The sequence below is a fragment of the Curvibacter sp. APW13 genome (genome assembly GCF_032337135.1).
Lineage (GTDB): Bacteria > Pseudomonadota > Gammaproteobacteria > Burkholderiales > Burkholderiaceae_C > Allorhodoferax.
This window is the reverse complement of record NZ_JAVXZZ010000001.1, coordinates 1,058,960-1,083,724: the sequence shown is the minus strand read 5'-3', so window position 1 is coordinate 1,083,724 and position 24,765 is coordinate 1,058,960. Positions and strand designations below refer to the sequence as shown.

The 24,765-nt window shown below is 64.0% G+C and carries 26 protein-coding genes; 13 read left to right on the top strand and 13 right to left on the bottom strand.

Features of this window, described 5'->3' with window-relative positions:
* Positions 1-10 precede the first annotated feature (10 nt).
* From mreD to RQP54_RS04940, 3 genes are read right to left on the bottom strand one after another with little or no spacing between them, the layout of a single operon-like run.
* Complete coding sequence (gene mreD / locus RQP54_RS04950) at positions 11-541, bottom strand: rod shape-determining protein MreD (protein WP_315677054.1); 531 nt, start codon at positions 539-541, stop codon at positions 11-13.
* The gene (gene mreC, locus RQP54_RS04945; protein ID WP_315677053.1) at positions 538-1,452 is read right to left on the bottom strand and encodes a rod shape-determining protein MreC; all 915 of its coding nucleotides are present in this window, start codon (positions 1,450-1,452) and stop codon (positions 538-540) included. Before mreC ends, mreD begins: the two co-directional genes overlap by 4 nt.
* A gap of 15 nt (positions 1,453-1,467) precedes the next feature.
* Positions 1,468-2,514 (bottom strand): rod shape-determining protein, encoded by a 1,047-nt coding sequence (locus RQP54_RS04940; RefSeq protein ID WP_315677052.1) that lies wholly within the window; start codon positions 2,512-2,514, stop codon positions 1,468-1,470.
* A 211-nt stretch (positions 2,515-2,725) separates the two neighbouring features.
* Between RQP54_RS04940 and gatC the strand changes: the two genes are divergently transcribed.
* From gatC to gatB, 3 genes are read left to right on the top strand one after another with little or no spacing between them, the layout of a single operon-like run.
* Positions 2,726-3,025, top strand: coding sequence for an Asp-tRNA(Asn)/Glu-tRNA(Gln) amidotransferase subunit GatC (gene gatC, locus RQP54_RS04935; protein WP_315677051.1), 300 nt, complete (start codon positions 2,726-2,728; stop codon positions 3,023-3,025).
* 15 nt (positions 3,026-3,040) lie between these two features.
* Positions 3,041-4,543 (top strand): Asp-tRNA(Asn)/Glu-tRNA(Gln) amidotransferase subunit GatA, encoded by a 1,503-nt coding sequence (gatA, locus tag RQP54_RS04930; RefSeq protein ID WP_409997527.1) that lies wholly within the window; start codon positions 3,041-3,043, stop codon positions 4,541-4,543.
* Positions 4,544-4,545: 2 nt separating this feature from the next.
* On the top strand, positions 4,546-6,006 hold the full coding sequence (gatB, locus tag RQP54_RS04925) for an Asp-tRNA(Asn)/Glu-tRNA(Gln) amidotransferase subunit GatB (RefSeq protein ID WP_315677049.1): 1,461 nt from the start codon (positions 4,546-4,548) through the stop codon (positions 6,004-6,006).
* 44 nt (positions 6,007-6,050) lie between these two features.
* Here the strand turns inward: gatB and RQP54_RS04920 are convergent, their stop codons facing one another.
* Both RQP54_RS04920 and pyrE read right to left on the bottom strand, forming a co-directional pair.
* On the bottom strand, positions 6,051-6,698 hold the full coding sequence (locus RQP54_RS04920) for a DUF4124 domain-containing protein (protein WP_315677048.1): 648 nt from the start codon (positions 6,696-6,698) through the stop codon (positions 6,051-6,053).
* A gap of 6 nt (positions 6,699-6,704) precedes the next feature.
* Positions 6,705-7,391 (bottom strand): orotate phosphoribosyltransferase, encoded by a 687-nt coding sequence (gene pyrE / locus RQP54_RS04915; RefSeq protein ID WP_315677047.1) that lies wholly within the window; start codon positions 7,389-7,391, stop codon positions 6,705-6,707.
* A 10-nt stretch (positions 7,392-7,401) separates the two neighbouring features.
* Between pyrE and RQP54_RS04910 the strand changes: the two genes are divergently transcribed.
* Positions 7,402-8,193 carry an exodeoxyribonuclease III gene (locus RQP54_RS04910; RefSeq protein WP_315677046.1) on the top strand — a complete coding sequence of 264 codons (792 nt, stop codon included), beginning with the start codon at positions 7,402-7,404 and terminating at the stop codon, positions 8,191-8,193.
* Here RQP54_RS04910 and RQP54_RS04905 read toward each other — a convergent pair.
* From RQP54_RS04905 to RQP54_RS04895, 3 genes are read right to left on the bottom strand one after another with little or no spacing between them, the layout of a single operon-like run.
* Positions 8,190-9,029 (bottom strand): metallophosphoesterase family protein, encoded by an 840-nt coding sequence (locus tag RQP54_RS04905; RefSeq protein ID WP_315677045.1) that lies wholly within the window; start codon positions 9,027-9,029, stop codon positions 8,190-8,192. The two genes, RQP54_RS04910 and RQP54_RS04905, sit on opposite strands and share 4 nt — an antisense overlap.
* A complete protein-coding gene (locus tag RQP54_RS04900; RefSeq protein ID WP_315677044.1) occupies positions 9,026-10,969 on the bottom strand; it encodes a bifunctional diguanylate cyclase/phosphodiesterase in 1,944 nt (647 codons plus the stop codon). Before RQP54_RS04900 ends, RQP54_RS04905 begins: the two co-directional genes overlap by 4 nt.
* Entirely contained in the window at positions 10,966-12,006 is a 1,041-nt protein-coding gene (locus tag RQP54_RS04895) for a YiiX/YebB-like N1pC/P60 family cysteine hydrolase (protein WP_315677043.1), read from the bottom strand. Before RQP54_RS04895 ends, RQP54_RS04900 begins: the two co-directional genes overlap by 4 nt.
* A gap of 87 nt (positions 12,007-12,093) precedes the next feature.
* Here RQP54_RS04895 and RQP54_RS04890 point away from each other — a divergent pair, with 87 nt between their 5' ends.
* Both RQP54_RS04890 and RQP54_RS04885 read left to right on the top strand, forming a co-directional pair.
* A complete protein-coding gene (locus RQP54_RS04890) occupies positions 12,094-12,741 on the top strand; it encodes an MBL fold metallo-hydrolase (RefSeq protein ID WP_315677042.1) in 648 nt (215 codons plus the stop codon).
* A gap of 328 nt (positions 12,742-13,069) precedes the next feature.
* Entirely contained in the window at positions 13,070-13,312 is a 243-nt protein-coding gene (locus RQP54_RS04885; RefSeq protein ID WP_315677041.1) for a hypothetical protein, read from the top strand.
* Positions 13,313-13,370: 58 nt separating this feature from the next.
* Here the strand turns inward: RQP54_RS04885 and RQP54_RS04880 are convergent, their stop codons facing one another.
* Positions 13,371-14,195 (bottom strand): M48 family metallopeptidase, encoded by an 825-nt coding sequence (locus RQP54_RS04880; RefSeq protein WP_315677040.1) that lies wholly within the window; start codon positions 14,193-14,195, stop codon positions 13,371-13,373.
* A 94-nt stretch (positions 14,196-14,289) separates the two neighbouring features.
* On the opposite strand from RQP54_RS04880, the gene RQP54_RS04875 reads away from it, so the two are divergent.
* The 7 genes from RQP54_RS04875 (at position 14,290) to RQP54_RS04845 (ending at position 21,139) form a co-directional block, all read left to right on the top strand.
* Positions 14,290-15,621, top strand: a complete 1,332-nt coding sequence (locus tag RQP54_RS04875; RefSeq protein ID WP_315677039.1) for an AmpG family muropeptide MFS transporter — start codon at positions 14,290-14,292, stop codon at positions 15,619-15,621.
* A gap of 119 nt (positions 15,622-15,740) precedes the next feature.
* Positions 15,741-16,457 (top strand): response regulator transcription factor, encoded by a 717-nt coding sequence (locus RQP54_RS04870; RefSeq protein WP_315677038.1) that lies wholly within the window; start codon positions 15,741-15,743, stop codon positions 16,455-16,457.
* A 101-nt stretch (positions 16,458-16,558) separates the two neighbouring features.
* Entirely contained in the window at positions 16,559-17,806 is a 1,248-nt protein-coding gene (locus RQP54_RS04865; RefSeq protein ID WP_315677037.1) for a HAMP domain-containing protein, read from the top strand.
* Positions 17,807-18,088: 282 nt separating this feature from the next.
* A complete protein-coding gene (locus tag RQP54_RS04860; protein ID WP_315677036.1) occupies positions 18,089-18,796 on the top strand; it encodes an ABC transporter ATP-binding protein in 708 nt (235 codons plus the stop codon).
* The gene (locus tag RQP54_RS04855; protein WP_315677035.1) at positions 18,793-19,995 is read left to right on the top strand and encodes an ABC transporter permease; all 1,203 of its coding nucleotides are present in this window, start codon (positions 18,793-18,795) and stop codon (positions 19,993-19,995) included. The genes RQP54_RS04860 and RQP54_RS04855 overlap by 4 nt, the downstream gene beginning before the upstream one ends.
* Positions 19,996-19,999: 4 nt before the next feature.
* Positions 20,000-20,242: a hypothetical protein gene (locus RQP54_RS04850; RefSeq protein WP_315677034.1), complete on the top strand. Its 243-nt coding sequence runs from the start codon at positions 20,000-20,002 to the stop codon at positions 20,240-20,242.
* 66 nt (positions 20,243-20,308) lie between these two features.
* Complete coding sequence (locus RQP54_RS04845) at positions 20,309-21,139, top strand: hypothetical protein (RefSeq protein WP_315677033.1); 831 nt, start codon at positions 20,309-20,311, stop codon at positions 21,137-21,139.
* A 117-nt stretch (positions 21,140-21,256) separates the two neighbouring features.
* Here RQP54_RS04845 and RQP54_RS04840 read toward each other — a convergent pair whose 3' ends face one another.
* The 4 genes from RQP54_RS04840 to RQP54_RS04825 all read right to left on the bottom strand — a co-directional run bounded on the left by RQP54_RS04840 (position 21,257) and on the right by RQP54_RS04825 (position 24,747).
* Positions 21,257-22,381: a polyamine ABC transporter substrate-binding protein gene (locus tag RQP54_RS04840; protein ID WP_315677032.1), complete on the bottom strand. Its 1,125-nt coding sequence runs from the start codon at positions 22,379-22,381 to the stop codon at positions 21,257-21,259.
* Between the two features lie 134 nt (positions 22,382-22,515).
* Positions 22,516-23,571 (bottom strand): lipopolysaccharide heptosyltransferase II, encoded by a 1,056-nt coding sequence (gene waaF / locus RQP54_RS04835; RefSeq protein WP_315677031.1) that lies wholly within the window; start codon positions 23,569-23,571, stop codon positions 22,516-22,518.
* 3 nt (positions 23,572-23,574) lie between these two features.
* Positions 23,575-23,781, bottom strand: coding sequence for a zinc-finger domain-containing protein (locus RQP54_RS04830; protein WP_315677030.1), 207 nt, complete (start codon positions 23,779-23,781; stop codon positions 23,575-23,577).
* 21 nt (positions 23,782-23,802) lie between these two features.
* Positions 23,803-24,747 carry a branched-chain amino acid transaminase gene (locus RQP54_RS04825; RefSeq protein WP_315677029.1) on the bottom strand — a complete coding sequence of 315 codons (945 nt, stop codon included), beginning with the start codon at positions 24,745-24,747 and terminating at the stop codon, positions 23,803-23,805.
* Positions 24,748-24,765: the final 18 nt, after the last annotated feature.

Sequence of the window (24,765 nt, the reverse complement as noted above, 5' to 3'; positions counted from 1 at the left end):
GTCCCGATACTTACAGCGGGCGCACTTCATCGGGGTCCGGGGCGCGGCGTTGCGGCATCAGCAGCAGGGCGGATGCCAGCGGCCACAAGAGCGCTTCGAGTACAGGGGCAAGCACCAGCGACCAACCCGGAAAGGCGCTGCCGCTGAGCATGCGCATGGCCAGCGAAATGGCATGGGCGGCCGCAAACAGGGGGAAGATCTGCAAGGCCTGCGAATGCACGGGAAACCACAGCAGGCGACGGTGCAACGTGATGGCAAAGAAGCTCAGCACCGTATAGGACAGGGCATGCTGGCCCAGCAGCGAGCCTTGGTGTGCGTCCATGAGCAAGCCGAAGAAGAAGGCCGCGCCGATGCTCACACGCAGTCGCTGGTGCACGGTCCAGAACACCAGTGCCAAGGCGAGCAGGTCCGGTACCCAGGCGGCTCGGCCCCACAGCGCCATGTTCAGCAGCATGTTCAATACCAGTGCCACCAGCAGCGAAGCCCAGATGAACGCCGGATTGGCTGGCAGCAGCAATTGCTGCCCCTGGCGCATGATCATTTGCCTCCCCCTTTCTTGACCGGAGTCGGATCGGGTTCGGGGCGCGGCGGAATCTGGGCCGATACCGGCTCCAGCACCAGCACGTGGTTGGTGCCCGATACCCGTCCAATGGGAGTGAGGTAGATACGCGCGAACACAGTGTCGACCCGGCGTTCCACCTTGGATACCCGGGCTACCGGCAGCCCCGGGGGGTAGATTCCATCGACGCCGCTGGTGTTGAGGATGTCGCCCTCGGAGACGTCGGCATTGGCGGCCATGTAGCGCAGTTCCATGCCGTGGGTGGTGCTGGACATGTCGCCAAATGCCACACCACGCGCCCCGGTGCGCACGTTGAGCACGGGAATCGAATGGTCGCGGTCAATCACCAGGGTGACCTCGCTGACCAGGGGGTAGATGCGTGTCACCTGACCCACCACGCCAGACTCGTCCAGTACGGGCGAGCCCAAGGCGATGCCCTGGGTCATGCCCTTGTCGATGATGACCTTGCGCGTGAACGGGTCGGCCGCGTCATAGAGTACCTGGGCCGCGAGGGACTGCGCGTGGGTGCGCCCGCGCAGGTCCAGCAACTTTCGCAGTCGCTCGTTTTCGAGCGTGAGTTGCTCCACCTGGTTCGCGCGCGCCGACATGCTGGCTAGCTTGAAATGGGCCTGCGCCTCTTTCTCCTGGGCCGCGGTGAGCGACTCCATGTAGGCGGTCGCAACACTGGCGCCGCGCGCCGGAAGCATGGCCACCCACTGCACCGGGTAGAGTGCCGTGGCCAGCGCGGTGCGCAGGGGCTGCATCACACCGAAGCGGGCGTCTGCCACCATCAGGAAGATGGCCAAGGCGCTGTACACCGCGAGCTTGGACTGCGCGGAGGGACCTTGGCGGAAGAAGGGCGGGGGTTGTCTGTCCAGCGTACCCAGAGGCATCGCGGACTCCGCGGATTATTCGTTGGTGAAGATGGAGCCCAGGCGCTCCATTTGCTCCAGCGCGATGCCGCAGCCGCGCACCACACAGGTCAACGGGTCTTCGGCCACCAGCACCGGCAGACCGGTTTCTTCGGCCAGCAGGCGGTCCAGGTCACGCAGCAGGGCACCACCGCCGGTCAGCATCATGCCGCGGTCGGCGATGTCGGCACCGAGTTCGGGCGGGGTTTGCTCCAGCGCGTTCTTCACGGCCGATACGATGTTGTTGAGCGGGTCGGTCAGTGCTTCGAGGATTTCGTTGCTGGAGATGGTGAAGCTGCGGGGCACGCCTTCGGACAGGTTGCGGCCACGCACTTCCATTTCCTTGACTTCGGAGCCGGGGAAGGCCGAACCGATTTCCTTCTTGATCGCTTCCGCGGTGGGCTCGCCGATCAACATGCCGTAGTTGCGGCGGATGTAGTTGATGATGGCTTCGTCGAACTTGTCGCCACCCACGCGCACGCTGCCCTTGAACACCATGCCCCCGAGCGAGATCACGCCGACTTCGGTGGTGCCGCCACCGATGTCCACCACCATGGAGCCACTGGCTTCGGCCACCGGCAGACCAGCACCGATGGCGGCAGCCATGGGTTCTTCGATGAGATACACGTCGCTGGCGCCAGCGCCCAGGGCCGACTCGCGGATGGCACGGCGTTCCACCTGGGTGGAGCCACAGGGAACGCAGATGATGATGCGCGGGCTGCCCTTGAATACGCTACGCGGACCCATCACCATCTTGATGAACTGCTTGAGCATCTGCTCAGTGACGGTGAAGTCGGCGATCACACCATCCTTCATGGGGCGAATGGCCTCGATGTTGCCCGGCACCTTGCCCAGCATCGCCTTGGCTTCGCGGCCCACGGCCTGGATGGTCTTCTTGCCCTGGGGGCCGCCTTCGTGGCGGATGGAAACGACGGAAGGTTCGTCCAGCACGATGCCCTTGTCGCGGACATAGATCAGGGTATTTGCGGTACCCAGGTCAATCGCCATGTCGGTCGAAAAATACTGGCGAAAAGCTCCAAACATCGGTGTTCCTCTCGGGCATGGTGTGCGCTTCGGCCCACCATCGCCCCCTGTGTCAATGAAAAGTGTCAGTTTCGTGTCAGACGGACGCAGTGAGCCCAATGCGACACAAAGGCAGGATAATAACCGATTGCCCTGGAATCGCCCCCCTAAAGCGCCGTGTTTACACAGTGTTGCAGGCTGATTCCCACCATTGAACCGAAACCCGTACACCATGTCCCTCACGTCCAACGACATCCAGCGCCTGGCCAATCTGGCCCGGCTGGAGCTCGAAAGCACCCAGAGCGAAGCCCTGTTGGGCCAGATGAATGCCTTCTTCGACATCGTGGAGCAAATGCGCGCGGTCGACACTTCCGGGGTCGAGCCCCTGTCGCACCCGGTGGCCACCGTCATGGACGTGGCCCTGCGCCTGCGCGACGATGCCGTGAGCGAGTCCAACCAGCGCGACGCCAACCAACAAAGTGCGCCGGCCGTGGAACAGGGCCTGTTCCTGGTGCCCAAAGTGATCGAATGATTGTGTGACCCAACGATGATGCAAACCCCATCCTCCTCTCCCCTGCACGACCTGGGCGTGCATGAACTCAAGCAGGCCCTGGCGGCCAAGCAGGTCTCCGCAGTGGAAGTCGCTCAGCATTTCCTGAACCGGGCCCAGGCTCACCTTGATTTGGGTGCCTTTGTGGCGGTCAACCCTGAGGTCACGCTGGCCCAGGCCCGCGCCGCCGATGTGCGCATCGCCAACGGCACTGCCGGTGCCCTGGAAGGCGTGCCGTTGGCGCACAAGGACATCTTCGTCACGAAGGACTTCCCCACCACCGCTGGCTCGCGCATATTGCAGGGCTACCGCTCGCCCTTCGACGCCACCGTGGTTGCTAAGCTGGCCGCGCAAGGCATGGTGACCCTGGGCAAGCTCAACTGCGACGAGTTCGCCATGGGCTCCAGCAACGAAAACACCGCTGTGCCCGCCGTCGGCCACAGCGCAGTGGAGCCGGTGCGCAACCCCTGGGACAAGTCCCGCGTTCCCGGCGGCTCGTCCGGCGGCAGCGCCGTGGCCGTGGCCGCGCGACTGGCCCCGGCCGCCACCGGCACCGACACCGGTGGCTCGATTCGCCAACCGGCGTCGTTCTGCGGCATCACCGGCATCAAGCCCACCTACGGTCGCGCTTCGCGTTACGGCATGGTGGCCTTTGCCTCCAGCCTGGACCAAGCCGGACCCATGGCGCACTCGGCGCAAGACTGTGCCTTGTTGCTGTCTGCCCTGTGTGGCCCGGATCCGGACCGGGATTCCACCTCGCTCGATGTGCCCGCAGAAGACTACACGCGGACATTGAACGACGCCATCGCCGGATTGCGCATCGGCGTGCCCAAGGAGTTCTTCGGCGAGGGTCTGTCCGATGATGTTCGCGCCGCCGTGGATGGTGCACTCAAGCAGTACGAGAAGCTCGGCGCCAAGCTGGTGCCCATCACCCTGCCGCGCACCGAATTGTCGATCCCGGTCTACTACATCATCGCCCCGGCCGAGGCCAGCTCGAATCTCTCCCGCTTCGACGGCGTGAAGTTCGGCCACCGTGCCAAGGACTACGCCGACCTGGCCGACATGTACAAGAAGACCCGCGCCGAAGGCTTCGGTGACGAGGTCAAGCGCCGCATCATGATCGGCACCTATGTGCTCTCGCACGGCTACTACGACGCCTACTACCTGCAGGCGCAGAAGATCCGTCGCATGATTGCCGACGACTTCCAGAATGCCTTCAAGGACTGCGACCTGATCGCCGGCCCCGTGGCCCCCACCGTGGCCTGGCAGTTGGGCGCGCACAAGGACCCGCTGGCCGACTACCTGGCCGACATCTTCACGCTGCCAGGCTCGCTCGCTGGTTTGCCCGGCATGAGCATTCCGGTCGGATTCGGCGCCGGTGGCATGCCGGTGGGCATGCAGTTGCTGGGCAACTACCTTCAGGAGTCGCGCCTTCTGAACGCCGCACATGCTTTCCAGCAAGCCACCGACTTCCACACCGCCCGCCCCGCAGGAATCTGACCATGACCAGCAAGACAAGCAGCCCCCTGGTGCAGGGCTATGAAGTGGTGATCGGCTTCGAAACCCACGCCCAGCTCTCCACCCAATCCAAGATCTTTTCGCGCGCCGCCACCGCCTTCGGTGCCGAGCCCAACACCCAGGCCTGCGCCGTGGACCTGGCTCTGCCGGGTACGTTGCCGGTGATGAACAAGGGCGCGGTTGAGCGTGCCATCGAATTCGGTTTGGCGGTGAATGCCCATGTGGCGCAGAAAAGCATCTTTGCCCGCAAGAACTATTTCTACCCGGACCTGCCCAAGGGCTACCAGATCAGCCAGTTCGAGATTCCCGTGGTGCAGGGTGGTGAGGTGAGTTTCTTCCTTGGCGACGAGAAGAAGACCGTGCGCCTGGTGCGCGCCCACCTGGAGGAAGACGCGGGCAAGTCGCTGCACGAGGACTTCATTGGCCAGAGTGGCATTGACCTCAACCGCGCCGGTACGCCCCTGCTGGAAATCGTGACCGAGCCGGACATCCGCTCCAGTGCCGAGGCCGTGGCCTATGCCAAGGAACTGCACAAGATCGTGACCTGGATCGGCATCTGCGACGGCAACATGCAGGAAGGCTCGTTCCGCTGCGACGCCAACGTCTCGGTGCGCAAGCCGGGGCAGCCCTTGGGTACGCGGCGCGAGATCAAGAATCTGAACAGCTTCAAGTTCATGCAGCAGGCCATCGACTATGAAGTGCGCTGGCAGATCGAACAGATCGAGGACGGCCACGAGATTCAGCAGGCCACCGTGCTGTTTAACCCCGATACCGGCGAGACCCGCGCCATGCGCACCAAGGAAGACGCTGCCGACTACCGCTACTTCCCCGACCCGGACCTGCCGCCGCTATGTATTTCGGAGCAATGGATAGAGCAAGTGCGAGGGCAGATGGCCGAATTGCCGCGCGTGATGGCGGCGCGCTTCGTGGCCGACTACGGCCTGCCGGAATACGACGCGACGCAACTGACGCAGAGCAAGGCCATTGCCGCCTACTTCGAAGCCACTGCCAAGGCCTGTGGCCAAGCCAAACTGGCCAGCAACTGGATCATGGGTGAGGTGTCACGGCGCCTGAACACGGAGGACCGCGCCATCGAGACGGCACCGGTGCAACCCGTACAGTTGGCCGCCGTCATTGCCCGCATCGTTGACAACACGATTTCCAACAATGCGGCCAAGCAGGTGTTCGATGCGCTGTGGACTGGCGACGGTGCCGATGTCGATGCCATCATCGAGGCCAAGGGTCTCAAGCAGATGAACGACACTGGCGCCCTGGAAGCCATCGTCGACGAGGTCATCGCGGCCAATGCCAAGAACGTGGCTGAATTCCAGGCTGGCAACGAGAAGGCGCTCAACGCCTTGGTGGGTCAGATCATGAAGGCCAGCAAGGGCAAGGCGAACCCGCAGCAGGTCAATGAACTGTTGCGGCGCAAGCTCGCAGGATAAAAAGGGCGCCACTGGCGCCCTTTTTATGGGGGTTATGGTCTCCGCTATTGCTGCCCGGCCGCCCACAGCGGCTTGAGCCGGGTCAGTTCTTCATCGAAACGGGAATTGATGCGGCGGATTTCCGCCTCCTGCTCGCCGATGAAGCGCTTCTGCACGGCCATGCTCTGCTGGGTTTCTTCCACTTGACGGCGCAGGTACAAGGGTGCCTTCGCAGGGTCCTTCTTGTAGAACTCCATTTCCTGGTCGAGGCGGCTTTGCTGGCTTGCCAATTCATCGATGCGCCCCTTGGCAGCCTTGATCACGGTTTCAACACCCGTGATGGCTTCATTGCGTTCCTTGTCATGGGTCGCCTTGTTGGGGTAACGGGCCAGCAGTGCACGGTTTCGCCGCTTTTCGTCGGCTGCCTTGGCCTGTTCTTCGGCCTCCCGTTTGGTCTTCTGCTCCAACTCGGCGCGCTCCTGGGCCGTCAGCGAGGGACCCACCTTGGCCTTCACCGTGCCGCTGGGGTTGAGTACCTTTTGCTCCCGGTCGATGCATTCAAGGATGGGGCGGTCCGAAGTGAGCTTGCGCCCCTTCGCATCGACACAGGTGTACACCCCCGGAATCACCGGGCCAGTCGTACCTTGGGCGGCAGCCACGCCAGCAATGGCAAGGGTCAGGGCCGTCACGCACGTGCGATGTGCCAATTGCATAGGGTCTTATTCCACTCCGTAGCGTTGCCGGTACGCCAGCACGCGTTGATGATGTTCTGCGCTATCGCCTCCGCTGCGCTGCGCCAGATACTGCATCAAATCCGATAGCTTGGCAATCGCGCAAACCTGCATCTTCAGGGTGTTCTGCACATACTGCACGGCACTGTAGGGCACATCGATGGTGCTGCCATCGGCTTGTTTCTCGGTCGCCATCTCCTGGCGATCGAGGGCAATGGCCACGGCATGGGCCCGGGCGCCCGCCTTTTCGATCAGGGCGATCGATTCGCGCACGGCCGTACCGGCCGACATGACATCGTCGACCACCAGTACCCTGCCCTGCAGGGGCGCGCCGACCAGGGTGCCGCCTTCGCCGTGGTCCTTGGCCTCCTTGCGGTTGTAGGCAAAGGGCACGTTGCGGCCGCGCCGCGCCAGTTCGATGGCCACCGCCGCACCCAGCGGAATGCCCTTGTAGGCCGGGCCGAAGATCATGTCGAACTCGATGCCGCTGGCTAGGATGCGCTGGGCATAGAATTCGGCCAAACGCAGCAGCTTGGCGCCGTCGTCAAACAGCCCGGCGTTGAAGAAGTAGGGGCTCATGCGCCCGGCCTTGGTCTTGAATTCGCCAAAGCGCAGCACGCCACACTCCAAGGCAAACGCCACAAATTCCTGGGCCACTGCGTCCTGATTCGACATGGGGAAATCCTTGTTCAAGTTAACCAGCCTCAACCTCAACGGCATCCGTTCTGCCACTTCCAAAGGGCTTGAAGCCTGGCTCGCAAAAGAGCGACCCGATTGTATTTGCGTGCAGGAAGTAAAGGCCCAGGCGCCCGACGTTGCGGGAAAGTTCGAGTCGCTGGCGGGCCTGAAGGGGCATTTCCATTTTGCCCAGAAGAAGGGCTATTCGGGCGTGGCGGTCTACACCCGCCACGAGCCCAGCGACGTGGTGGTGGGCTTTGGTGACGCCGAATTCGATGACGAGGGCCGCTATGTGGAGCTGCGCTTCGACACGCCTGCCGTGAAGCGCTCCATCCTGAGCATCTACTTCCCCAGCGGTTCGTCCGGCGAGGACCGCCAGCAGGCGAAGTTCCGTTTTCTGGACCGCATCTACCCGCACCTGATGGCCCTCAAGGCCCAGCGCGACTTCGTGGTCTGCAGCGACGTGAATATCGCCCACAAGGAGGCGGACCTGAAGAACTGGAAGAGCAACCAGAAGAACAGTGGCTTCCTGCCGGAGGAGCGCGCCTGGATGACGAAGTTCTTGTCAGAAGGCGGCATGGTCGACGTCTACCGCCAGTTGTATCCCGATACGACGGATGCCTGCTACACATGGTGGAGCAACCGCGGGCAGGCCTATGCCAAGAACGTAGGCTGGCGGCTGGACTACCACCTGGCCACCCCGGCCATTGCGGGGCAGGCCCGCAGTGTGTCCATTTACAAGGACGAGAAGTTTTCAGACCACGCCCCCGTTACAGTGGCCTACGAGCACTTGGTCTAGGGAAACGCTACAAACCGCGTCTCGAAGGTTCTGGTGGTGCTGTCGATGATGCGGTAGCGCATGCGGTCGGTGTCCATCTGCGTGGCGGTGCTGGAGCTGGCGTCCAGTGCCAATGGAATGCCGTAACGCTGGGCCTCGGCGCTGAAGTCCAGTCCGAAATGCTGGTGGCCGAAGAGCAGGATGTCGGTGCGGTCGCGTAGGCATTGCATCAGCGAGTAGGCGTCCTTCAGGCGCCTGAAGCGCCGGGTGTTCCAACCGAACAGCTCCTTCCAGTAGGCCCGGTCGCCCACGTCGGCGCGCACCATGGGGGCGTCGATGAAGGGGTGGTGGTGCAGGTAGACGATGACCGTGCGCGTGCGCACCTCCGCAGAATCGAGCATGGCGCTCAAGCGCGCACGCTGGGCGCCGCCCAAATAGCCTTCGGCCATCCAGCGCTCCCACCAGCCCATCTCCGCGGCATTCGAGTCCAGGCCAATGAAGGCGCAGTCCTCCACCAAGCGCAATACCGGGAACGTAGCGGGTGTGTCACCGAACAGGAAGGGCGCCAGCGTCTGGCGGTACTGCGCCGCCCACTCGGGGTCCACATGGAGCGAGTCGCCGTAGTCGTGGTTGCCCGGCGCGAGCAGGACGCGCCACCCGGCATCGGCCATGCCTTGCAGCAGATCCCGCCCCACCATCATTTCGGACGAGTGGCCGTGGTTGATCAGATCGCCGGTGTGCACGAGCACGTGGGTCTGCGGGTTGCAATGCTGGCGCATGTCGTTCAGCAGCGCCTGCATGCGGCGCAGGTTGTCATCGCGCCCGATGTGGGTATCGCTAAGGTGGATGATTCTCATGGCGTGGGCGGCAAACTGGGGGTGAAATTGCCTGCGAAGTGCAGGAAGTCCTCGGCCGACATGGGGCGCGCGAAATGGTAGCCCTGACCGAATTCGCAGCCGCGGGCCCGCAGCCAGAGCGCGGTTGCGCTGTCTTCTATGCCTTCCGCAACGACCGAGAGTCGCAGGTTGTGGGCCAGGTCCAGGGTGGATGCCACGATGGCCTGATCGCCGGGGTTGTCGAGCAGGTTGCGAACAAAGCCCTGGTCGATCTTCAGCTCATCGATGGGCAGGTTTTTCAGGTACGACAGGGAAGAATACCCGGTGCCGAAATCGTCGATGGACAGGCGAAACCCCAGGGAGTGCAGGTGGCGCACCACCTCCATGGCCCGCTCGGGCGAGTCCATGAAGCAACTCTCGGTAATCTCCAGATTCACGTGCCGCGGTGCCAGCCCCGTGTCTTGCAGGCTCTGCTGCAGTACGGAAATCAACTCCGGGTCCAGCAGGTTCATGGCCGAAAGGTTGATGGAGACATCGAGCGGCCGCCCCATGGCGTGCCAGGACGCACAGTGGCGCAGACATTCGCCAATGAGCCAGCGCGTCAGGGGCCGGATCAGCCCGGACTCTTCCGCCACGGGAATGAACGTGACGGGCGGTACCATCGACTGGCTGACCGGGTCCCACCAGCGTGCCAAGGCCTCAGCACCATGGAGTTGCCCCGTGTGCAGGTCGATTTGTGGCTGGAAATGGACCTGGAGATGGCCGAGCTGCAGGGCATCGCGCAGGCGGCCAAACAGCAGGTGGTGGCGCACAAAGGTCTTTTCCAGATCCTCGTTGTAGAGCGACCAGGATTGGTCGCTGCGATAGGCCTGCAGCATGGCCTGCTCGGCGCGGTGCAGGAGCCGGTCGGCGCTGGCGGCATGTTCCGGGAAAACGGCCAGACCCACGGTGAATTCCAGAAACAGCGAATAACCCTGCACCTGGATCGAGATCGGGTGCTCCAGCAAGAACTGCTGGAGTTGCGCTGGCTGCACATGGGGCTGGTGCAGCGGGTAGATGACCGCGAACTCGTCGCGCCGGGTGCGTGCCAGGGTGCCGCGCTCACCACAGAGCCCCTGCAGCTGTGCTGACACCTCCCGCACCAGTTGGTCGCCCCCTTCGGCGCCAAGGACGTTGCACAACTCGAACATGCGCTCGAGTCGCATCACGCACACCACGACCGCGCGGTTCTGCGTGCGCGCCTGGTCAATGGCTGCCCCCAGCTGCTGTACCAGCAGCAGCTGGTTGGGCAGTCCGGTCAGGGTGTCGTGGGTTGCCAGGTATTCCATCTGGGCCAGCAGGGCCTTGGCATCGGCGGTCTTTTCCTCCACCCGCTGCTGCAGCTTGTCTTCAAACTGGCTGCGGGCACGGTTGAATGCCGCCGCTACCAAGGTGTAGAACACGAAGGACAGGACAAACTGGGTGGCCACCACGCTGCTGTGCTGGTGTGCCCAAGGCAGGTGCCGCTGGATGCCCGTGAAGTACAGCGTCATCGCACCGATCATGGCCAGGCAGTACAGCCAGCCATTGCGCTGACCACCGATGAAGAACCCCAGGAAGGGCACCATGCCGACCCAGAACAACCCCGTGCCTTCGATGCCGCCGAAGATGAGCAGTGCAAAGGAGAAACCCATCGAGGCCAGCACCACCAGCACTTCGGCCAGGCCTACCCAGTGCGGCCAGCGGCTGGCTACCACGGCAGGCACCAACAGGACCAGAACCACCGCCAATTCGGCCTGGCCCAGCACTTCCATGCCGGGGGTGGCCATGTTGAACGCCGAGAACAGGATGCCAAAGAACACCCCCAGTGCCGATGCTGCCCGCACATGACCGGCGCGCTCTTCAAAGCCCGCCAGCTCGCGCACGCCCAGGCCCAGCACCTCGTTGGTGCCCTGGAGGAGGGCGTGCAGGCCCCACTTCATGACGGCAAGGGCCCCAGATGGCCTGGGCGTTGGGCGCTTTCCCGGTCTTCCCAGACGCGCTGGAGCTTGCCCTCGGTGCACAGGTCGTAGAAATCGTCCGGGATGATGGTGGTGCGCTTGAGCACGGCAAGGTGCGGGTTCCAGGTGCCCAGGGGATAGAGCGCATGCGCCCGTGGCGCCAGTTGCAGCTTCTCGCGCACGCCTTGCAGGCAGTAGTACACCAGTTCCGAGCAACTGAAGCGGTGGAAATGGGTGGTGTCGCTGCTGTCGAAGTCGTACTTCTCCCCGATCTTCGACAGCGCCCGTGCGATCGCATCGGCCACGGCTTGTGGCTGGTCGAAGCCGGTATCGCCCCGCAGGCGCAGCACCGTCAGGTAATCGCAGCGAGTGAAGGTCAGGATGTCTTCGGTATGAACCCCCTTGGACATCGAGTGGATCACCATGTGGGAGCCGGTCTCGAAAAACTGGTGGTAATCCTGCCCCCGCAGGCCGGGCTCCTGTGCAAAGCGCTTCTCCACTTCAGCGCGTTCCTCCTCGCCGATGGGGCCGACGTACAGGGCCGCATGGGTAAACCAGCCCGGTTTGAATCCGGTGTCGGAGCAGCGCGACGCCCGCCGAATGAAGGCACCGTCGATGTAGCCGTCGTAGCCGCGCAGCAGGATGTCACCCGGCTGCAGGTCGGCCAGAACCTTGCGCAGGTCACGCCCACCGATGCGATAGCTGCGCGGATTCTCGACCAGGTAGACCGAGGGCAATCCAATGCCCACCATGGGGCCCGGCGTGATGGTTCCGAAGCGCTTGAGGGTGCCGAACCAGGCCAGGAAGCCGCTTTGCCAGGGGTTGGGGTCACCGGGGGTTCGGCGCAGGTACACCCCGAGGACCAGCGCCAGGCCCAGACCCGCCCCCACCCACTGCACGACGGAGGGGCAGTCGCGCACCAGGTAGTACAGCCCGACCGGAAACAGCACGCACCACAGCGCGTAGGCGAAATACAGGGAGCGCAAAACTGCGAGCAAAATAGGCCACAGGATTTTCATCGTCTGCGTCACTCCCTGGTGAGTTCTTGGTGGGTGCTCCCTTTATACAAGAATCAGCTTTCGTCTGTTTTATCAACTTTGGTAGAAATGCTCCAATATTGCACCATCCCAGTCACCGCCTTTGCCCAGAATGCCTCGATCGTCTGGTGTGACGAAACCTTGGAGGCGGCTGTGGTCGATCCCGGTGGCGATCTGCCGAACCTGCAGGCCGAAGTACAGCGCCGTGGTCTGCATCTGACACAGATCCTGCTGACCCACGCCCACATCGACCACGCTGGGGGCACGGGTGAACTGGCCCAGGCGCTGCACCTGCCCATCGTCGGCCCCCACCCGGGAGATCAGTTCTGGATCGATGGCCTGCCGCAGCAAAGCGCGATGTTCGGGTTCCCCCCGGCACTGCCGTTCACGCCCACGCGCTGGTTGCACGATGGCGACACCGTGGCCGTGGGCCATAGCACCCTGCAGGTACGCCATTGCCCGGGCCATACACCGGGGCACGTGGTGTTCTTCTCGCCCGAGGCGCGTCGGGTCTTCGTCGGTGACGTGCTGTTTGCAGGCTCCATCGGGCGCACCGACTTCCCCCAGGGCAACCATGCCCAACTGCTTGCCAGCATCCGCGAGCGCCTGTGGCCCATGGGTGATGATGTGGTGTTCATCCCCGGCCACGGGCCCGAGAGCACGCTGGGGGAAGAGCGGCGCTTCAACCCCTACGTTGGCAGCCTGGCTGCAGGTTAGGGTTTGGTCGATGGCGCTGTGTCGGCACGGCGCGCTGGCGGGAGGTTGGCAATGGCCCGGTTGGATGGTTCATGAGACGTCATGGCATCGAGCGTCTTTCCTCTCCTGTCCGCTTTGCAGCAGCACACCGCTATCAAAGGCAATGTGGGGCCACAGGGCAGAGCAGGATGGGAACCCCCACTGGGGCTTGCATTGACCGGATACCCGATCTATTCTTTGTCCCAGCGTTTGCCGGCTGCGTTGCCTGCCAACGCGATGGCTGCGGGGCCAGCGTGTGGCATGCCGGCTTGTGCGGTTGCATCGGATTGCTGGAAGAAAGGAGTGCACCATGTCCCACTTTCCTGCCATCGAACACCACGGTGTCTGTGCCTCGGTCTCTACCGAGCGGGCGCCCACTGGCCGCTGGAAGGCCTGGGTGCATCTGGAGCGCGGGGCAGACTTTGCCCGACTCAAGGGCCACGAGAGCACGGCACAGCGCGTGCCCAACGATTTTCCCAGTGAGGAAAACGCCGTGCTCAGTGCCTACGCCTACGTGCGTCAGCGCATTGACCAGGGGCTTTACAACGAATGAGGCCGCCTCTCCGGGCGGTATCTGCGTGAGCTGCTCCTGAATCAGGAGCGTCTGGGCGCTATCGGCCGCGTGCGCGCTGGTACAGCGGCTCCACCTTGGGCAGGTTGTCCTGGATCTCGCGGATGCGGGTGCTGCTGGATGGGTGGGTGGAAAGCCACTGCGGAGGCGCGTTCTTGTTCACGGTGGCCATCTTCTGCCACAGGCTGATGCCGGCGCGCGGGTTGAAGCCGGCGCGGGCGGCCAGCTCCATGCCCACCAGGTCGGCCTCGGATTCGTCCTCGCGGCTGAATTCCAGCGTGAGTAGCTGCGCTCCATAGTGCGTTACGGTCTGCCCCAGCTGGCCCAGGCCCAGCACCTGCGACAGCAGGTTGGTGCCGATGTTGGTGGCGGCGTTCTTGCCCATGCGCTCCCGTGCATGTTCGCGCAGCGCGTGGGCAATCTCATGGCCCATCACCATCGCGACTTCGTCGTCGGTGAGCTTGAGCTTGTCCAGGATGCCGGTGTAGAAGGCGATCTTGCCGCCAGGCATGCAGAACGCGTTGACCTGGGAGGAACCCAGCAGGTTCACCTCCCAGCGCCACTGGGTGGCGCGCGGGTTCCATGCGGCGGCGAAGGGAATGATCTTGCGTGCGATGCCCTGCAGTCGCCGCAGCTGCGGGTGGTCGGGCAGCGCCAGCGCATTCTTGTCGCGCGCCTGCCCCAGCAGTTGGTGGTACTGCTGTGCGGCCGACTGCTCCAGTTGCTCGGCCGAAATGAACTTGGTGAAGACCGAATTCTTGCCCACGTCCACGCCTTCACGCTCGGAGGCGGACAAGGCGGCTCCGCTGCCCAGGATGAGCAGCAGGGACACGAACACGGCGGGCAAGAGTCGGTTGTTGCGCATGGGGGCCAGCGGAAAAACAATGGTGCGTTACATGGGGGTGTGTGCGGGCACTGCAAGCTCGGGTGCATGCTCCCCAGCCCGCTATTATTGGTCCATGACCGCCACCCCCACGCCCGAAGTGTCCGCGCCGCGCTGGACCGATACCCTCAAGGTCTACCTCGAGCCCGCCTCGCTGCGCATGCTGGCCCTCGGCTTCTCTGCCGGACTGCCTTTCCTGCTGGTGTTCGGTACCCTGAGCTTCTGGTTGCGCGAGGCGGGGGTGGACCGCAGCACCATTGGCCACATGAGCTGGGTGGGCATCGCCTTCGGCTTCAAGTGGGCCTGGGCCCCGCTGGTGGACCGGCTGCCGCTGCCGCTGCTGCACCGGCTGCTGGGGCGGCGGCGCAGCTGGCTGCTGCTGGCGCAAATGTGCATTGCCACGGCGCTGGTCACCATGGCGCTGACCGACCCGCGCCAGTCGCTCACGCCGGTGGTGTGGTGCGCAATCGCGCTGGCGTTTGCCAGTGCCACGCAGGACATTGCGCTCGACGCCTTCCGTATCGAGTCGGGCGACAGCGCCCACCAGGCGGCCCTCTCGGCGACCTACATGGCGGGCTACCGCCTGGCCATGATCTGGGCCGGGGCCGGGGCCCTGTGGATCGCCGCCGCGTCCGAGGTGCCCAGTGCCGACACCTACCAGTACAGCGCCTGGCGCAGTGCCTACCTCGCCATGGCGCTGAGCACGCTGCCGGGCATGCTCACCGTGCTGTGGTCGCGCGAACCGGCCCCCAAGGAGCTGCCGCCAGCCCGCAATGCGGCTGAATGGCTGCAGGGGGCGCTGGTCGACCCGTTTGCCGACTTCCTGCGTCGCTACCGCTGGCAAGCGGTGCTCATTCTGGCGCTCATCGCCACCTACCGCATCAGTGACGTGGTCATGGGCATCATGGCCAACCCCTTCTATGTGGACATGGGCTACACCAAGGCCGAGGTGGCCACCGTCACCAAGGTCTACGGCGTCATCATGACCCTGGTGGGGGCGTTCGTGGGTGGTGCCCTGGCGCTGCGGCTGGGCGTCATGCGCGTGCTCATGCTCGGGGCCGTGCTCAGCGCCACCAGCAACCTGTTGTTCGCCTGGCTCGGTACCCAGGGGCATGCCCTGCCGGCGCTGGTGGCGGTCATATCGGCCGACAACTTCTCCAGTGGCATTGCCACGGCCGCCTTCGTGGCCTACCTGTCGTCGCTCACCAATGTCAGTTACTCCGCCACCCAGTACGCGCTGTTCAGCTCCATGATGGTGCTGCTGCCGAAGTTCGTGGCCGGGTTTTCGGGTGATTTCGTCAACGCCTTCGGCTACGGCACCTTCTTCACTGCCACCGCCTGCCTGGGCGCACCGGTGCTGCTGCTGGTGGGCCTGGCTTCCAGGGTGAAAACGGCGCCTGGCCCTTGAATATATTGCGTGAACAGCTACCAAAATGGTAACAACTCGCTGGCGCTGGTTTACCTTTCTTTACCTCGACGACGCCGGTGCGTCATGCACGGTGCAGGTCCCTGGCCTACACTTTGAGCATGAACGACACCCTGCTCATGATCGAGGACGACGTCCGCCTGGCGGACATGGTGGGCCAGTACCTGGGCCGCAACGGTTTCACGGTGCAGCATGCCGCCGACGGGCACAGCGGCCTGGCCCGATTGGGCGAGGGCACGCCCCCAGCCCTGGTGGTGCTGGACCTCATGCTGCCCGACATGGACGGCCTGGAGATCTGCCGCCGGGTGCGCGCGCTGCCCGGTGCCGCCGCCACCACGCCCATCCTCATGCTCACCGCCAAGGGCGATGCCATGGACCGCATCATCGGTCTGGAGATGGGGGCCGACGACTACCTGCCCAAGCCGTTTGAGCCACGTGAACTGCTGGCGCGCATCCGCGCGATTCTGCGCCGGCGCACCGAACCCGTGGCCCAGGTGGCTGCGGACAAGTCGGTGCTGCAGTTCGGCAGCCTGCGCATTGACCGCGATGCGCGGGTGGTGTCGGTGGCCGAACAGCCCTGCACCCTGACCTCCTACCAGTTCGACCTGCTGGTGGCGCTGGCCGAGCGCGCCGGGCGCGTGCTCACGCGCGACCAGATCATGGAGGCCGTGCGCGGCCGCGAGCTCGATGCCTTCGACCGCTCCATCGACGTGCACATGGGGCGCATCCGTGCCGCCATCGAGGCCGACCCCAAGGACCCCAAGCGCATACTGACCGTGCGCGGCGTGGGCTACGTGTTTGCCAAGCAGCAGGATTGAGATGGCGCCCCCACGCTCCGCCGCTTCGCGGGTCGCTGCCCCCCAAGGGGGCGCAGCCCGTCTTGGGGCGGCCCGGCGACGGGCTCCTTACTGAGGTGACCATGTTTCTGCAGAAGCTCTACGTCCGCATCTGGCTTGCCGTGGTCGGTACCGTGGCGGTGCTGACACTGCTGGTGGGCTTTGTGTGGCGCATGGCCGCCGAGCCTCCGCTGCGTGAAGTGGTGGTGCGTGACGCACAGGGCCAGGTCATTGGTGCCGGGCAGCGCCAGCCCGGTCCGCCGCCCTGGATGCGTCCGGGTGAAGGCCTGGGGCGTCCGACCCCGCCCGTGTCAGCGCCAGAGGGCGAAGCCCCGACGCCACGCGGGCCCGAATTCGTGGTGCTGATGCACGATGGCCAGACCCTGCACATGCACCTGCCGCGCCCACCACGCAACGGCTGGCTGGCGCCCATGGGCTTTGCCTGGACGCTGGGCTTGGTCGCGCTGGCGGTGGCGCTGGCCACCTACCCCATCGTGCGCCGACTGACGCGCAACCTGGAGCAACTGCAGCGTGGAGTGCAACGGCTGGGGGAGGGTGACCTGAAGGTGCGGGTGCCGGTGCAGGGGCGCGACGAAGTGGCCTTCCTGGCCCAGCGCTTCAACCACTCGGCCGAACGCATCGAAGCCCTGGTGCAGGCCCAGGCCAACGTGCTGGCCTCGCAGAAGGCGCTGCTGGCCAATGCCTCGCACGAACTGCGTTCGCCGCTGGCACGCATCCGCATGGGGCTCGAACTGCTGGGCAGCGGGCCGGGCGATGCCGGTAGCCAGGCCCTGCATGACGAACTCGTGCGCAACATTGCCGAGCTGGACAGTCTGGTGGACGAACTGCTGCTCGCCAGCCGATTGGATGCCCAGCAGACCGACCTGGGAACCGTTGAAGTGGTCGACATGGTTGCACTGGTGGCCGAAGAGTGTGCCCGCGCCAGCGTGGTGTTGGACGTGGCCCCCGACACTGTGGCGAGCGTACAGGGGGTCGCGGTGCTGCTGCGCCGCATGGTGCGCAACCTGCTGCAAAGCGCTCAGCGTGTCGCCCATGCTGGGTCTGCCGAAGCGCGGCTGCGGCTGGACGGCACCAGCGTGTGCCTGGCGGTACGCGACCCCAGTCTGCAGCTGGCGCCCGGCCAACTGGAGCAGCCGTTTCAGCCGTTCTGGCGCGCGCCCGGTGCCTCCGAGCGTGATGGGGGGGTGGGGTTGGCCCTGGCCCTGGTGCGGGCCATCGCCATGCGCTTCGGCGGCGTGGCCACTGCCCGTATTGCGGCTGAGGGTGGTGCCTGGCTGGAAGTGCGCCTTCCAGTACGCGCGACGACCTGAAGCAGGGGCGTAGACCCCAATTTCCCATCATGCGAAATGATGAATGCTTAAGGCCCAATTCAGTTTTCAAAATCCCCCGAACGGGGGATACCGACTCCGTGCTACAGCTTTTACAGTTCATCCAACTGCTGTCACAGTACACAAGGATAGGAAGCCAAGCCCGCCACAGGGATCGCTTTTCAGGAATCCAACGACGTTCCTTCGGGAACTTTACAAGCCACCCCGCAACGGGTGGCTTTTTTTTGTCCAAAATCGGCGCCACCACGACCTCGCTTGCATCGCATGATCTCCAGCCAGTCCCTCAGCTACGCCTACCCGCGCACCCCGCCACTGCAGTTTCCGGATGTGGACGTGCCCCAAGGCGCGGTGCTGTTGCTGTCAGGCCCCTCGGGCAGCGGCAAGTCCACTTGGCTGTCGCTGGTGGCGGGGCTGGTGGCCCCCTCGGCGGGACACCTGCAGGTGGCCGGGCAGGACATGGGAGCGCTGTCGCAATTGGCGGCCGACGCCTGGCGCGCCCGCCACCTGGGGTTCCTGCCGCAGAAGCTGCACCTCAGCAGCGCGCTGACGGTGCAGGAGAACCTGGCGCTGGCCTACTGGGCGGCGGGCCTCCCGGTCGATTCGGCACGCATTGCCCAGTGTCTGGATGAACTCGGCATTGCCGCGCTGGCCGCACGCAAGCCAGCCCAGCTGTCGGGCGGTCAGGCGCAGCGTGTGGCGTTGGCGCGCAGCGTACTGCACCACCCGCAGGTGCTGCTGGCCGATGAACCCACGGCCAGCCTGGATGACGAGGCCGCGGCCGATGCGGTATCCCTTCTGGAAGGCACGGCGCACGCCCACGGCGCGACCCTGGTGATTGCCACCCACGACCGCCGGGTGGAGGCCCTGCTGCAGACACGGCTGGGCGCCAAAAATGACGCCACGCCCGCAAACATATTGCGTGTCCAGCTATCAAAACAAGAGCGCCTACAGGCGGTGGAGGTGTCGGCATGAGCACCTTGCTGTGGGCCTGGCGCTACCTGTGGGCACGGCCCCTGGGCGCGGCGCTGAACGTACTGTTGCTGGCGCTGGGCCTGGGCTCCATCACCTTCCTGCTGCTCGTGGGTGCGCAGTTGTCCAAGGCCTTTGACCGCGACCTCGCAGGCATCGATGTGGTGGTGGGTGCCAAGGGCAGCCCCATGCAGCTCATCCTCAGCGGCGTGCTGCATGTGGATGTGCCGCCCGGCAATATCCCGCTCAAGGCCGTGCGTGAGCTGGAAAAGCACCCCATGGTCGCCAGCATCATCCCCCTGAGCCTGGGCGACAGCCTGCAGGGCTTCCGCATCGTGGGTACCTCGGCGGCTTATGCCGCGCACTATGGCGCCACGTTGGGCCAGGGCCGGGCCTGGAATGCCCCGATGGAGGTCGTGCTCGGCGCCACCGTGGCACGCAAGCTGGGTCTGCGCTTGGGCGACACCTTCCTTGGAAGCCACGGACTCGGCGGCGGAGGGCACATGCATGGCGACAACCCCTACACCGTGGTCGGCATCCTGCAGCCCAGCGGCAGTGTCATCGACCGCCTGGTGCTGACCGACACCGCATCGGTGTGGAAGGTGCACGAGGACATGACGGCCATGGACGACGAGGACCGGGCCGTGATGGAAGACGAGCGCGAAATCACCATGGCGCTGGTGAAATACAAGACCCCCATGGCGGCGCTGAGCTTTCCGCGCTTCGTGAATACCAGCACCGAAATGCAGGCGGCCGCGCCGGCGCTGGAGATCACCCGGCTGCTGAGCATGCTGGGCCTGGGCACGGACGTGCTGCGCGCCTTTGCTGCCGTGCTGCTGCTCACGGCCGGCCTGTCGGTCTTCATCGCCCTGTGGTCGGCGGTGCGCGAACGCCAGGCCGACCTGGCGGTGCTGCGCATGCTCGGTGCGGCTCCGGCCAAGGTGGCGGCACTGCTGCTGTGCGAGGCGGTGTGGCTCGCCGTGGTGGCCACGGCACTGGGGCTGGCATTGGGCCAGGGCTTTGCATGGGCACTGGGCTGGTTCCTGCAGCTCGACAACTCGCTGCTCATTGGCGGTATCCTGTGGCCCGCCACGCTGGCCGTGGTGCCCGTGCTGGCGCTGGGCGTGTCCCTGGTGTCAGCCCTGCTGCCCACCTGGGCCGCCTACCGTGTCAGCGTCCTGGAACTCCTGCAATCAAGGTAATGTCATGCAAAAACAGCTTCTCGCCCTCGTCATCATTGCGTCAGCAGCTACGCTTTCCATAGCGGCCGAATCCGACAAGGAGCGCAAGGAAGACATCGCCAAGCACCGCGCCATCGCCGCCGCCCACGAAGCCGCGGCCAAGTGCCTGGAGGCGGGCAAGAAGGAAGAGGTATGCATCAAGGAACTGCAGGACAGCTGCAAAGGCCTGGCGATTGGCAAGTTCTGCGGGATGAAGCACCAGCATTGAGTTGGGGCGCTTTGGGGCGAAAGCAGACCTTCAATCAATAATTTTCGACTCGCACTTGAGTTCAATATGCATCAGCACCTGTTCTTGCACTACCTGAACAGCACCATCTGCCAGACCATTTGTCGATACCTGTTAGTCGCTTGCGGGCTATTGGTGGGGTTCAGCTCCTTTGCAGAGAGCAGTGGTCGAATTGACTCTGGGACAGGTTCTCGTTTTGGTGATAGTTGGCAAGAGGAGGTACTGCTGGAGGACGGACGCATCATCGTTGTCGACCGGTCGCAGTCCTACGGCGGCGGGCACGAAATCGGGCAGAGATCTCCCGTACGAGACATGACGATTACATTCACCCTGCCAAGTTCGGGCAGGCGTATTTCATGGTTCAGCGAGTACAGCGAAGACGTGGGGAGGGCCAATTTCACGCTGGCTGCACTGCACCTCTTGAAGGACACCCCGTATGTCGTGGCGCTGCCGAATTTGTGTCAGTCCTATAACAAATGGGGCAGACCCAATCCACCGTATGTAGTCTTCATAAACCGAGGCAGTGCATGGGAACGTATCCCACTGGCAGAACTTCCGATGGAGTTCAAAGCCATTAATTTGGTAGTTGAAAGTTTCGGTAACTCAACGGACTTAGCACGCCTTGGCAAAGTCAGCTCAGAGAACGTAAAGCAACTCAATGAGCAGCTGAAACAGCCTGAGTATCGAAGAATTTTGCGGGAGCCAATCGGTGGTAGCGGCGAATGGTGCGAGGAAACCTTTCCTAACGGTAAGGGGCGAGCACTAGGCGCAGGGTGGTTCAGATTAAACAAAGACTTGCCTGGATGTATGAAGGTCTGCCAGCAATACGAGTACGGTGCAGCAGAGTGCCCGTGTAATAAATTCTTCAAGGAGAACTAAGTCTTGAAGCATCAGATTGACCGCTTCCAGCCTGAAGCTGTCGTCCCCTCCCACTCCTTTGCAACAAAAAAGCCCGCTCAAGAGCGGGCTTCGTTTTTCAAGCAGCGGGCGCCGTGATCAGCGCTGGGCCTTGAAGTTGGTGAACACGCGGGTCTGCACCTTGCGGATGTTCTGGGGCAGCGCGTCCGGGGCCACCATGGTCTTCATCGCGGCGCCGTCCAGGAAGATGGTCTTGTTTTCGGCCACTTCCTTCTTCACGAACTTGAGCGACGCGGCATTGGGGTTGGCATAGAACACCTTGTTGGTGAGCGATGCGTGTACTTCGGGGCGCAGGATGTAGTTGATGAACAGGTGGGCGTTCTCCACGTTCTTGGCATCCTTGGGGATGGCCATGCTGTCGAAGAACAGGGTGGCGCCGGTCTTGGGCACCAGGGCCTCGATCACCACGGGGTTCTTGCCCTTGGCCTTGGCAGCGCGATCCTTGGCGATGTTGATGTCACCCGAGAAACCCATTACCACGCAGGTCGCGCCCGAGGCCATTTCCTCGATGTAGCCGGAAGACGAGAAGCGAGTCACATAGGGGCGGATGGCCTTGAGCACTTCGGCGGCAGCCTCGTAGTCCTTGGGATCCTTGCTGAAGGGGTTCTTGCCTGCATACAGCAGGGCAGCGGGCACGGCTTCGGAGGCCGAGTCCAGCACGCTCACACCGCACTTCTTGAACTTGCTCACGTAATCGGGCTTGAACAGCAGGTCCCAGGCGTTGTCGGGCATGGGGGTCGAGCCCAGGGCTTCCTTGACCTTGTTGACGTTGATGCCGATGGTGACGTAGCCCCACAGCCAGTCCACCAGGTATTCGTTGCCCGGGTCGACCTTGGCCATCTGTTCGAGCACGCCCTTGTCCAGGTTGCCCCAGTTGGTCAGCTTGGACTTGTCGAGCTTCTGCAGCAGGCCGCCCTCGATCTGGGTCTTGGCGAAGTGGGCGCCGGGCACCACGATGTCATAACCGGTCTTGCCGGCCACCAGCTTGGCGTGCAGGATCTCGTTGTTGTCGTAGTTGTCGTAGCGGACCTTGATGCCGGTTTCCTTCTCGAAGTTCTTGATCGTGTCTTCGGCGATGTAGTCCGACCAGTTGTAGATGTTGAGGACCTTGGCGGGGTCGGCAGCGTGGGCGCCGAAAGTGGCGAGCACGGCGGTGCTTGCCAGTGCCAGGGAAACACCGAGTTTCTTCAAACGATGGGCCATTGCGATCAATCCTTCTGAGGACGGAAATAAAAAGGGGAGGAGGTTGCCGCCACGCGGCAACGCAAAATGATACCGCAGCAGGTGCCATTTAGGCGGAATTCGGCAGAACCAATGCCGCTGCTCGCCGGTGCGCCTCAGGCGGTGCTCTGCAGCAGGGCCAGCACGCGGGCGGGCTGAATGTCGTCCAGGCAGCGGGTATGGCCGAAGGGGCACTCGCGCTTGAAGCACGGGGCGCAATCCAGCGCGGGCTGGTAGCTGCGGTCGTCCTTGAGCCAGACCACCTGGGCCAAGGGGCTGTGGGGCGGCGTGTGCTCGGGGCTCGACGAGCCGAACAGCGCCACCTGGCGCACGCCCAGGGCGGCAGCCACATGCATGAGGCCGGAGTCGTTGCTGATCACCGAGCGTGCCGCGGCAATCACGTTCATGGCCTGGTCGAGCGAGGTCTTGCCCGCCAGGTTGGTGCATTGGCCCGGCATGGGGCCGTTCACCGCGGCGGCAATCTGGGCGCAGACCTCGGCGTCCTTGCCGGAGCCCAGCAGCACCGAGGGGAGGGGCAGCGACCGGATCAGCGCTGCAAAATGGCTGGCCGGCCAGCGCTTGGCCGGCCCGTATTCGGCCCCCGGTGCCACAACGAAGTAGCCGTTGCGGCGCAAGTTCAGCGTGGCCAGCGTGCCGATGACCTGCTCCACCGTCAACTGCATGCGCGGTTGGCGATCCACCTCCGGGGCGGCGCCGGCCAAGGCCGCATAGAAATCGACCATGGGCAGGCTGCGCGTCGGGTTGGGCAGCCGCTCGGTCAGCACCCCAATGCGTGATTCACCGACATAGCCGATGCGCCGTGGAATGCCTGCCCACCAGGGCACCAGGGCACTCTTGAAGGAATTGGGGCAGACGTAGGCGGCCTCGAAACGCCCCTTGAACTGGCGCGCCACCGCACGGCGTGCACCCCACTGCAGTCCGCCATGGGCGAACGGGACCTCGACCACTTCGTACACCGCCGCCATGGCGCGGTAGACCGGGGCGACCCAGGGCAGAGCCGCCACGGTGACCGTGTCGCCGCGCGCCTGCAGGCGGCGCAGCAGCGGCTCGGTCATGATGGCGTCACCGATCCACTGCGGGGCAATGACGAGACTGCGCTGCGCTGGAGCAGCCACTGGCGAGGGCTGTTCAGCGATGACGGGTGTGTCCACTGCTTAGTGGTGTGCAGCGACCGTCTCGCCGGCCTTGAGCTTGTATTCGGTGCCGCAGTAGGGGCAACTGGCGTGGCCGTGGCGCGCCACATTCAGGAACACCTTGGGGTGGGTGTCCCAGGTTTTCATGGATGCCAATGGGCTGGGGCAGTACACCCCGCCTTCGCGGTTGAGGTCTTTGGCCGACAGTTCGATGGTGTTGGACGACATGGTGCGCTCCCTTTTCGGATTTCAGGCAGCCACGGGCGTGAGCCAGTGGGCGTATTTCGGATTGCGGCCGTTGACGATGTCAAAGAAGGCCGTCTGGATCTTCTCGGTGATGGGGCCGCGGCTGCCGGCACCGAGGGTGATGCGGTCGAGTTCGCGGATGGGCGTCACTTCGGCGGCGGTGCCGGTGAAGAAGGCTTCGTCGCAGATGTAGACCTCGTCGCGGGTGATGCGCTTTTGCACCACCTCCAGGCCCAGGTCCTTGGCAATGTGGAACACGGTGTTGCGGGTGATGCCGTTCAGGGCACCGGCCGACAGGTCGGGGGTGTAGATGACGCCGTTCTTGATGACGAACAGGTTCTCGCCTGCGCCTTCGGACACGAAACCGGCGCTGTCGAGCAGCATGGCTTCGTCGTAGCCGTCGTCGGTCGCTTCCATATTGGCCAAGATGGAGTTGGTGTAGTTGCTCACCGCCTTGGCCTGCGTCATGGTGATGTTGACGTGGTGGCGGGTGTAGGAGCTGGTCTTGACGCGGATGCCGCGCTTGAGGCCTTCTTCACCCAGGTACGCGCCCCAGGCCCAGGCTGCCACCATCACGTGAATGGTGTTGCCCTTGGGGCTCACGCCCAGCTTCTTGTCGCCGATCCAGGTGAGCGGGCGCAGGTAGCAGCTCTCCAGCTTGTTCTCGCGCACCACGGCCTTCTGGGCTTCGTTCACCTGCTCCTTGGTAAAGGGGATATTCATGCGCAGGATCTTGGCGCTGTTGAACAGGCGCTCGGTGTGCTCTTCGAGGCGGAAGATGGCGGTGCCGTTGGCGGTGTTGTAGGCACGCACGCCTTCGAAGGCGCCGCAACCGTAGTGCAGGGTATGGGAGAGCACGTGGATCTTGGCGTCGCGCCAGTCCACCATCTGGCCGTCCATCCAGATTTTGCCGTCGCGGTCAGACATGGAAGTGGGAAGCACGCTCATCGGGGGGTCCTCAAAAAT

What these genes read in the sequence shown, in the direction of transcription:
- mreD (WP_315677054.1), bottom strand. Translation starts at nt 541, where the DNA reads ATGATCATGCGCCAGGGGCAGCAATTGCTGCTGCCAGCCAATCCGGCG.
- mreC (WP_315677053.1), bottom strand. Translation starts at nt 1,452, where the DNA reads ATGCCTCTGGGTACGCTGGACAGACAACCCCCGCCCTTCTTCCGCCAA.
- RQP54_RS04940 (WP_315677052.1), bottom strand. Translation starts at nt 2,514, where the DNA reads ATGTTTGGAGCTTTTCGCCAGTATTTTTCGACCGACATGGCGATTGAC.
- gatC (WP_315677051.1), top strand. Translation starts at nt 2,726, where the DNA reads ATGTCCCTCACGTCCAACGACATCCAGCGCCTGGCCAATCTGGCCCGG.
- gatA (WP_409997527.1), top strand. Translation starts at nt 3,041, where the DNA reads ATGATGCAAACCCCATCCTCCTCTCCCCTGCACGACCTGGGCGTGCAT.
- gatB (WP_315677049.1), top strand. Translation starts at nt 4,546, where the DNA reads ATGACCAGCAAGACAAGCAGCCCCCTGGTGCAGGGCTATGAAGTGGTG.
- RQP54_RS04920 (WP_315677048.1), bottom strand. Translation starts at nt 6,698, where the DNA reads ATGCAATTGGCACATCGCACGTGCGTGACGGCCCTGACCCTTGCCATT.
- pyrE (WP_315677047.1), bottom strand. Translation starts at nt 7,391, where the DNA reads ATGTCGAATCAGGACGCAGTGGCCCAGGAATTTGTGGCGTTTGCCTTG.
- RQP54_RS04905 (WP_315677045.1), bottom strand. Translation starts at nt 9,029, where the DNA reads ATGAGAATCATCCACCTTAGCGATACCCACATCGGGCGCGATGACAAC.
- RQP54_RS04900 (WP_315677044.1), bottom strand. Translation starts at nt 10,969, where the DNA reads ATGAAGTGGGGCCTGCACGCCCTCCTCCAGGGCACCAACGAGGTGCTG.
- RQP54_RS04895 (WP_315677043.1), bottom strand. Translation starts at nt 12,006, where the DNA reads ATGAAAATCCTGTGGCCTATTTTGCTCGCAGTTTTGCGCTCCCTGTAT.
- RQP54_RS04890 (WP_315677042.1), top strand. Translation starts at nt 12,094, where the DNA reads ATGCTCCAATATTGCACCATCCCAGTCACCGCCTTTGCCCAGAATGCC.
- RQP54_RS04885 (WP_315677041.1), top strand. Translation starts at nt 13,070, where the DNA reads ATGTCCCACTTTCCTGCCATCGAACACCACGGTGTCTGTGCCTCGGTC.
- RQP54_RS04880 (WP_315677040.1), bottom strand. Translation starts at nt 14,195, where the DNA reads ATGCGCAACAACCGACTCTTGCCCGCCGTGTTCGTGTCCCTGCTGCTC.
- RQP54_RS04875 (WP_315677039.1), top strand. Translation starts at nt 14,290, where the DNA reads ATGACCGCCACCCCCACGCCCGAAGTGTCCGCGCCGCGCTGGACCGAT.
- RQP54_RS04870 (WP_315677038.1), top strand. Translation starts at nt 15,741, where the DNA reads ATGAACGACACCCTGCTCATGATCGAGGACGACGTCCGCCTGGCGGAC.
- RQP54_RS04865 (WP_315677037.1), top strand. Translation starts at nt 16,559, where the DNA reads ATGTTTCTGCAGAAGCTCTACGTCCGCATCTGGCTTGCCGTGGTCGGT.
- RQP54_RS04860 (WP_315677036.1), top strand. Translation starts at nt 18,089, where the DNA reads ATGATCTCCAGCCAGTCCCTCAGCTACGCCTACCCGCGCACCCCGCCA.
- RQP54_RS04855 (WP_315677035.1), top strand. Translation starts at nt 18,793, where the DNA reads ATGAGCACCTTGCTGTGGGCCTGGCGCTACCTGTGGGCACGGCCCCTG.
- RQP54_RS04850 (WP_315677034.1), top strand. Translation starts at nt 20,000, where the DNA reads ATGCAAAAACAGCTTCTCGCCCTCGTCATCATTGCGTCAGCAGCTACG.
- RQP54_RS04845 (WP_315677033.1), top strand. Translation starts at nt 20,309, where the DNA reads ATGCATCAGCACCTGTTCTTGCACTACCTGAACAGCACCATCTGCCAG.
- RQP54_RS04840 (WP_315677032.1), bottom strand. Translation starts at nt 22,381, where the DNA reads ATGGCCCATCGTTTGAAGAAACTCGGTGTTTCCCTGGCACTGGCAAGC.
- RQP54_RS04830 (WP_315677030.1), bottom strand. Translation starts at nt 23,781, where the DNA reads ATGTCGTCCAACACCATCGAACTGTCGGCCAAAGACCTCAACCGCGAA.
- RQP54_RS04825 (WP_315677029.1), bottom strand. Translation starts at nt 24,747, where the DNA reads ATGAGCGTGCTTCCCACTTCCATGTCTGACCGCGACGGCAAAATCTGG.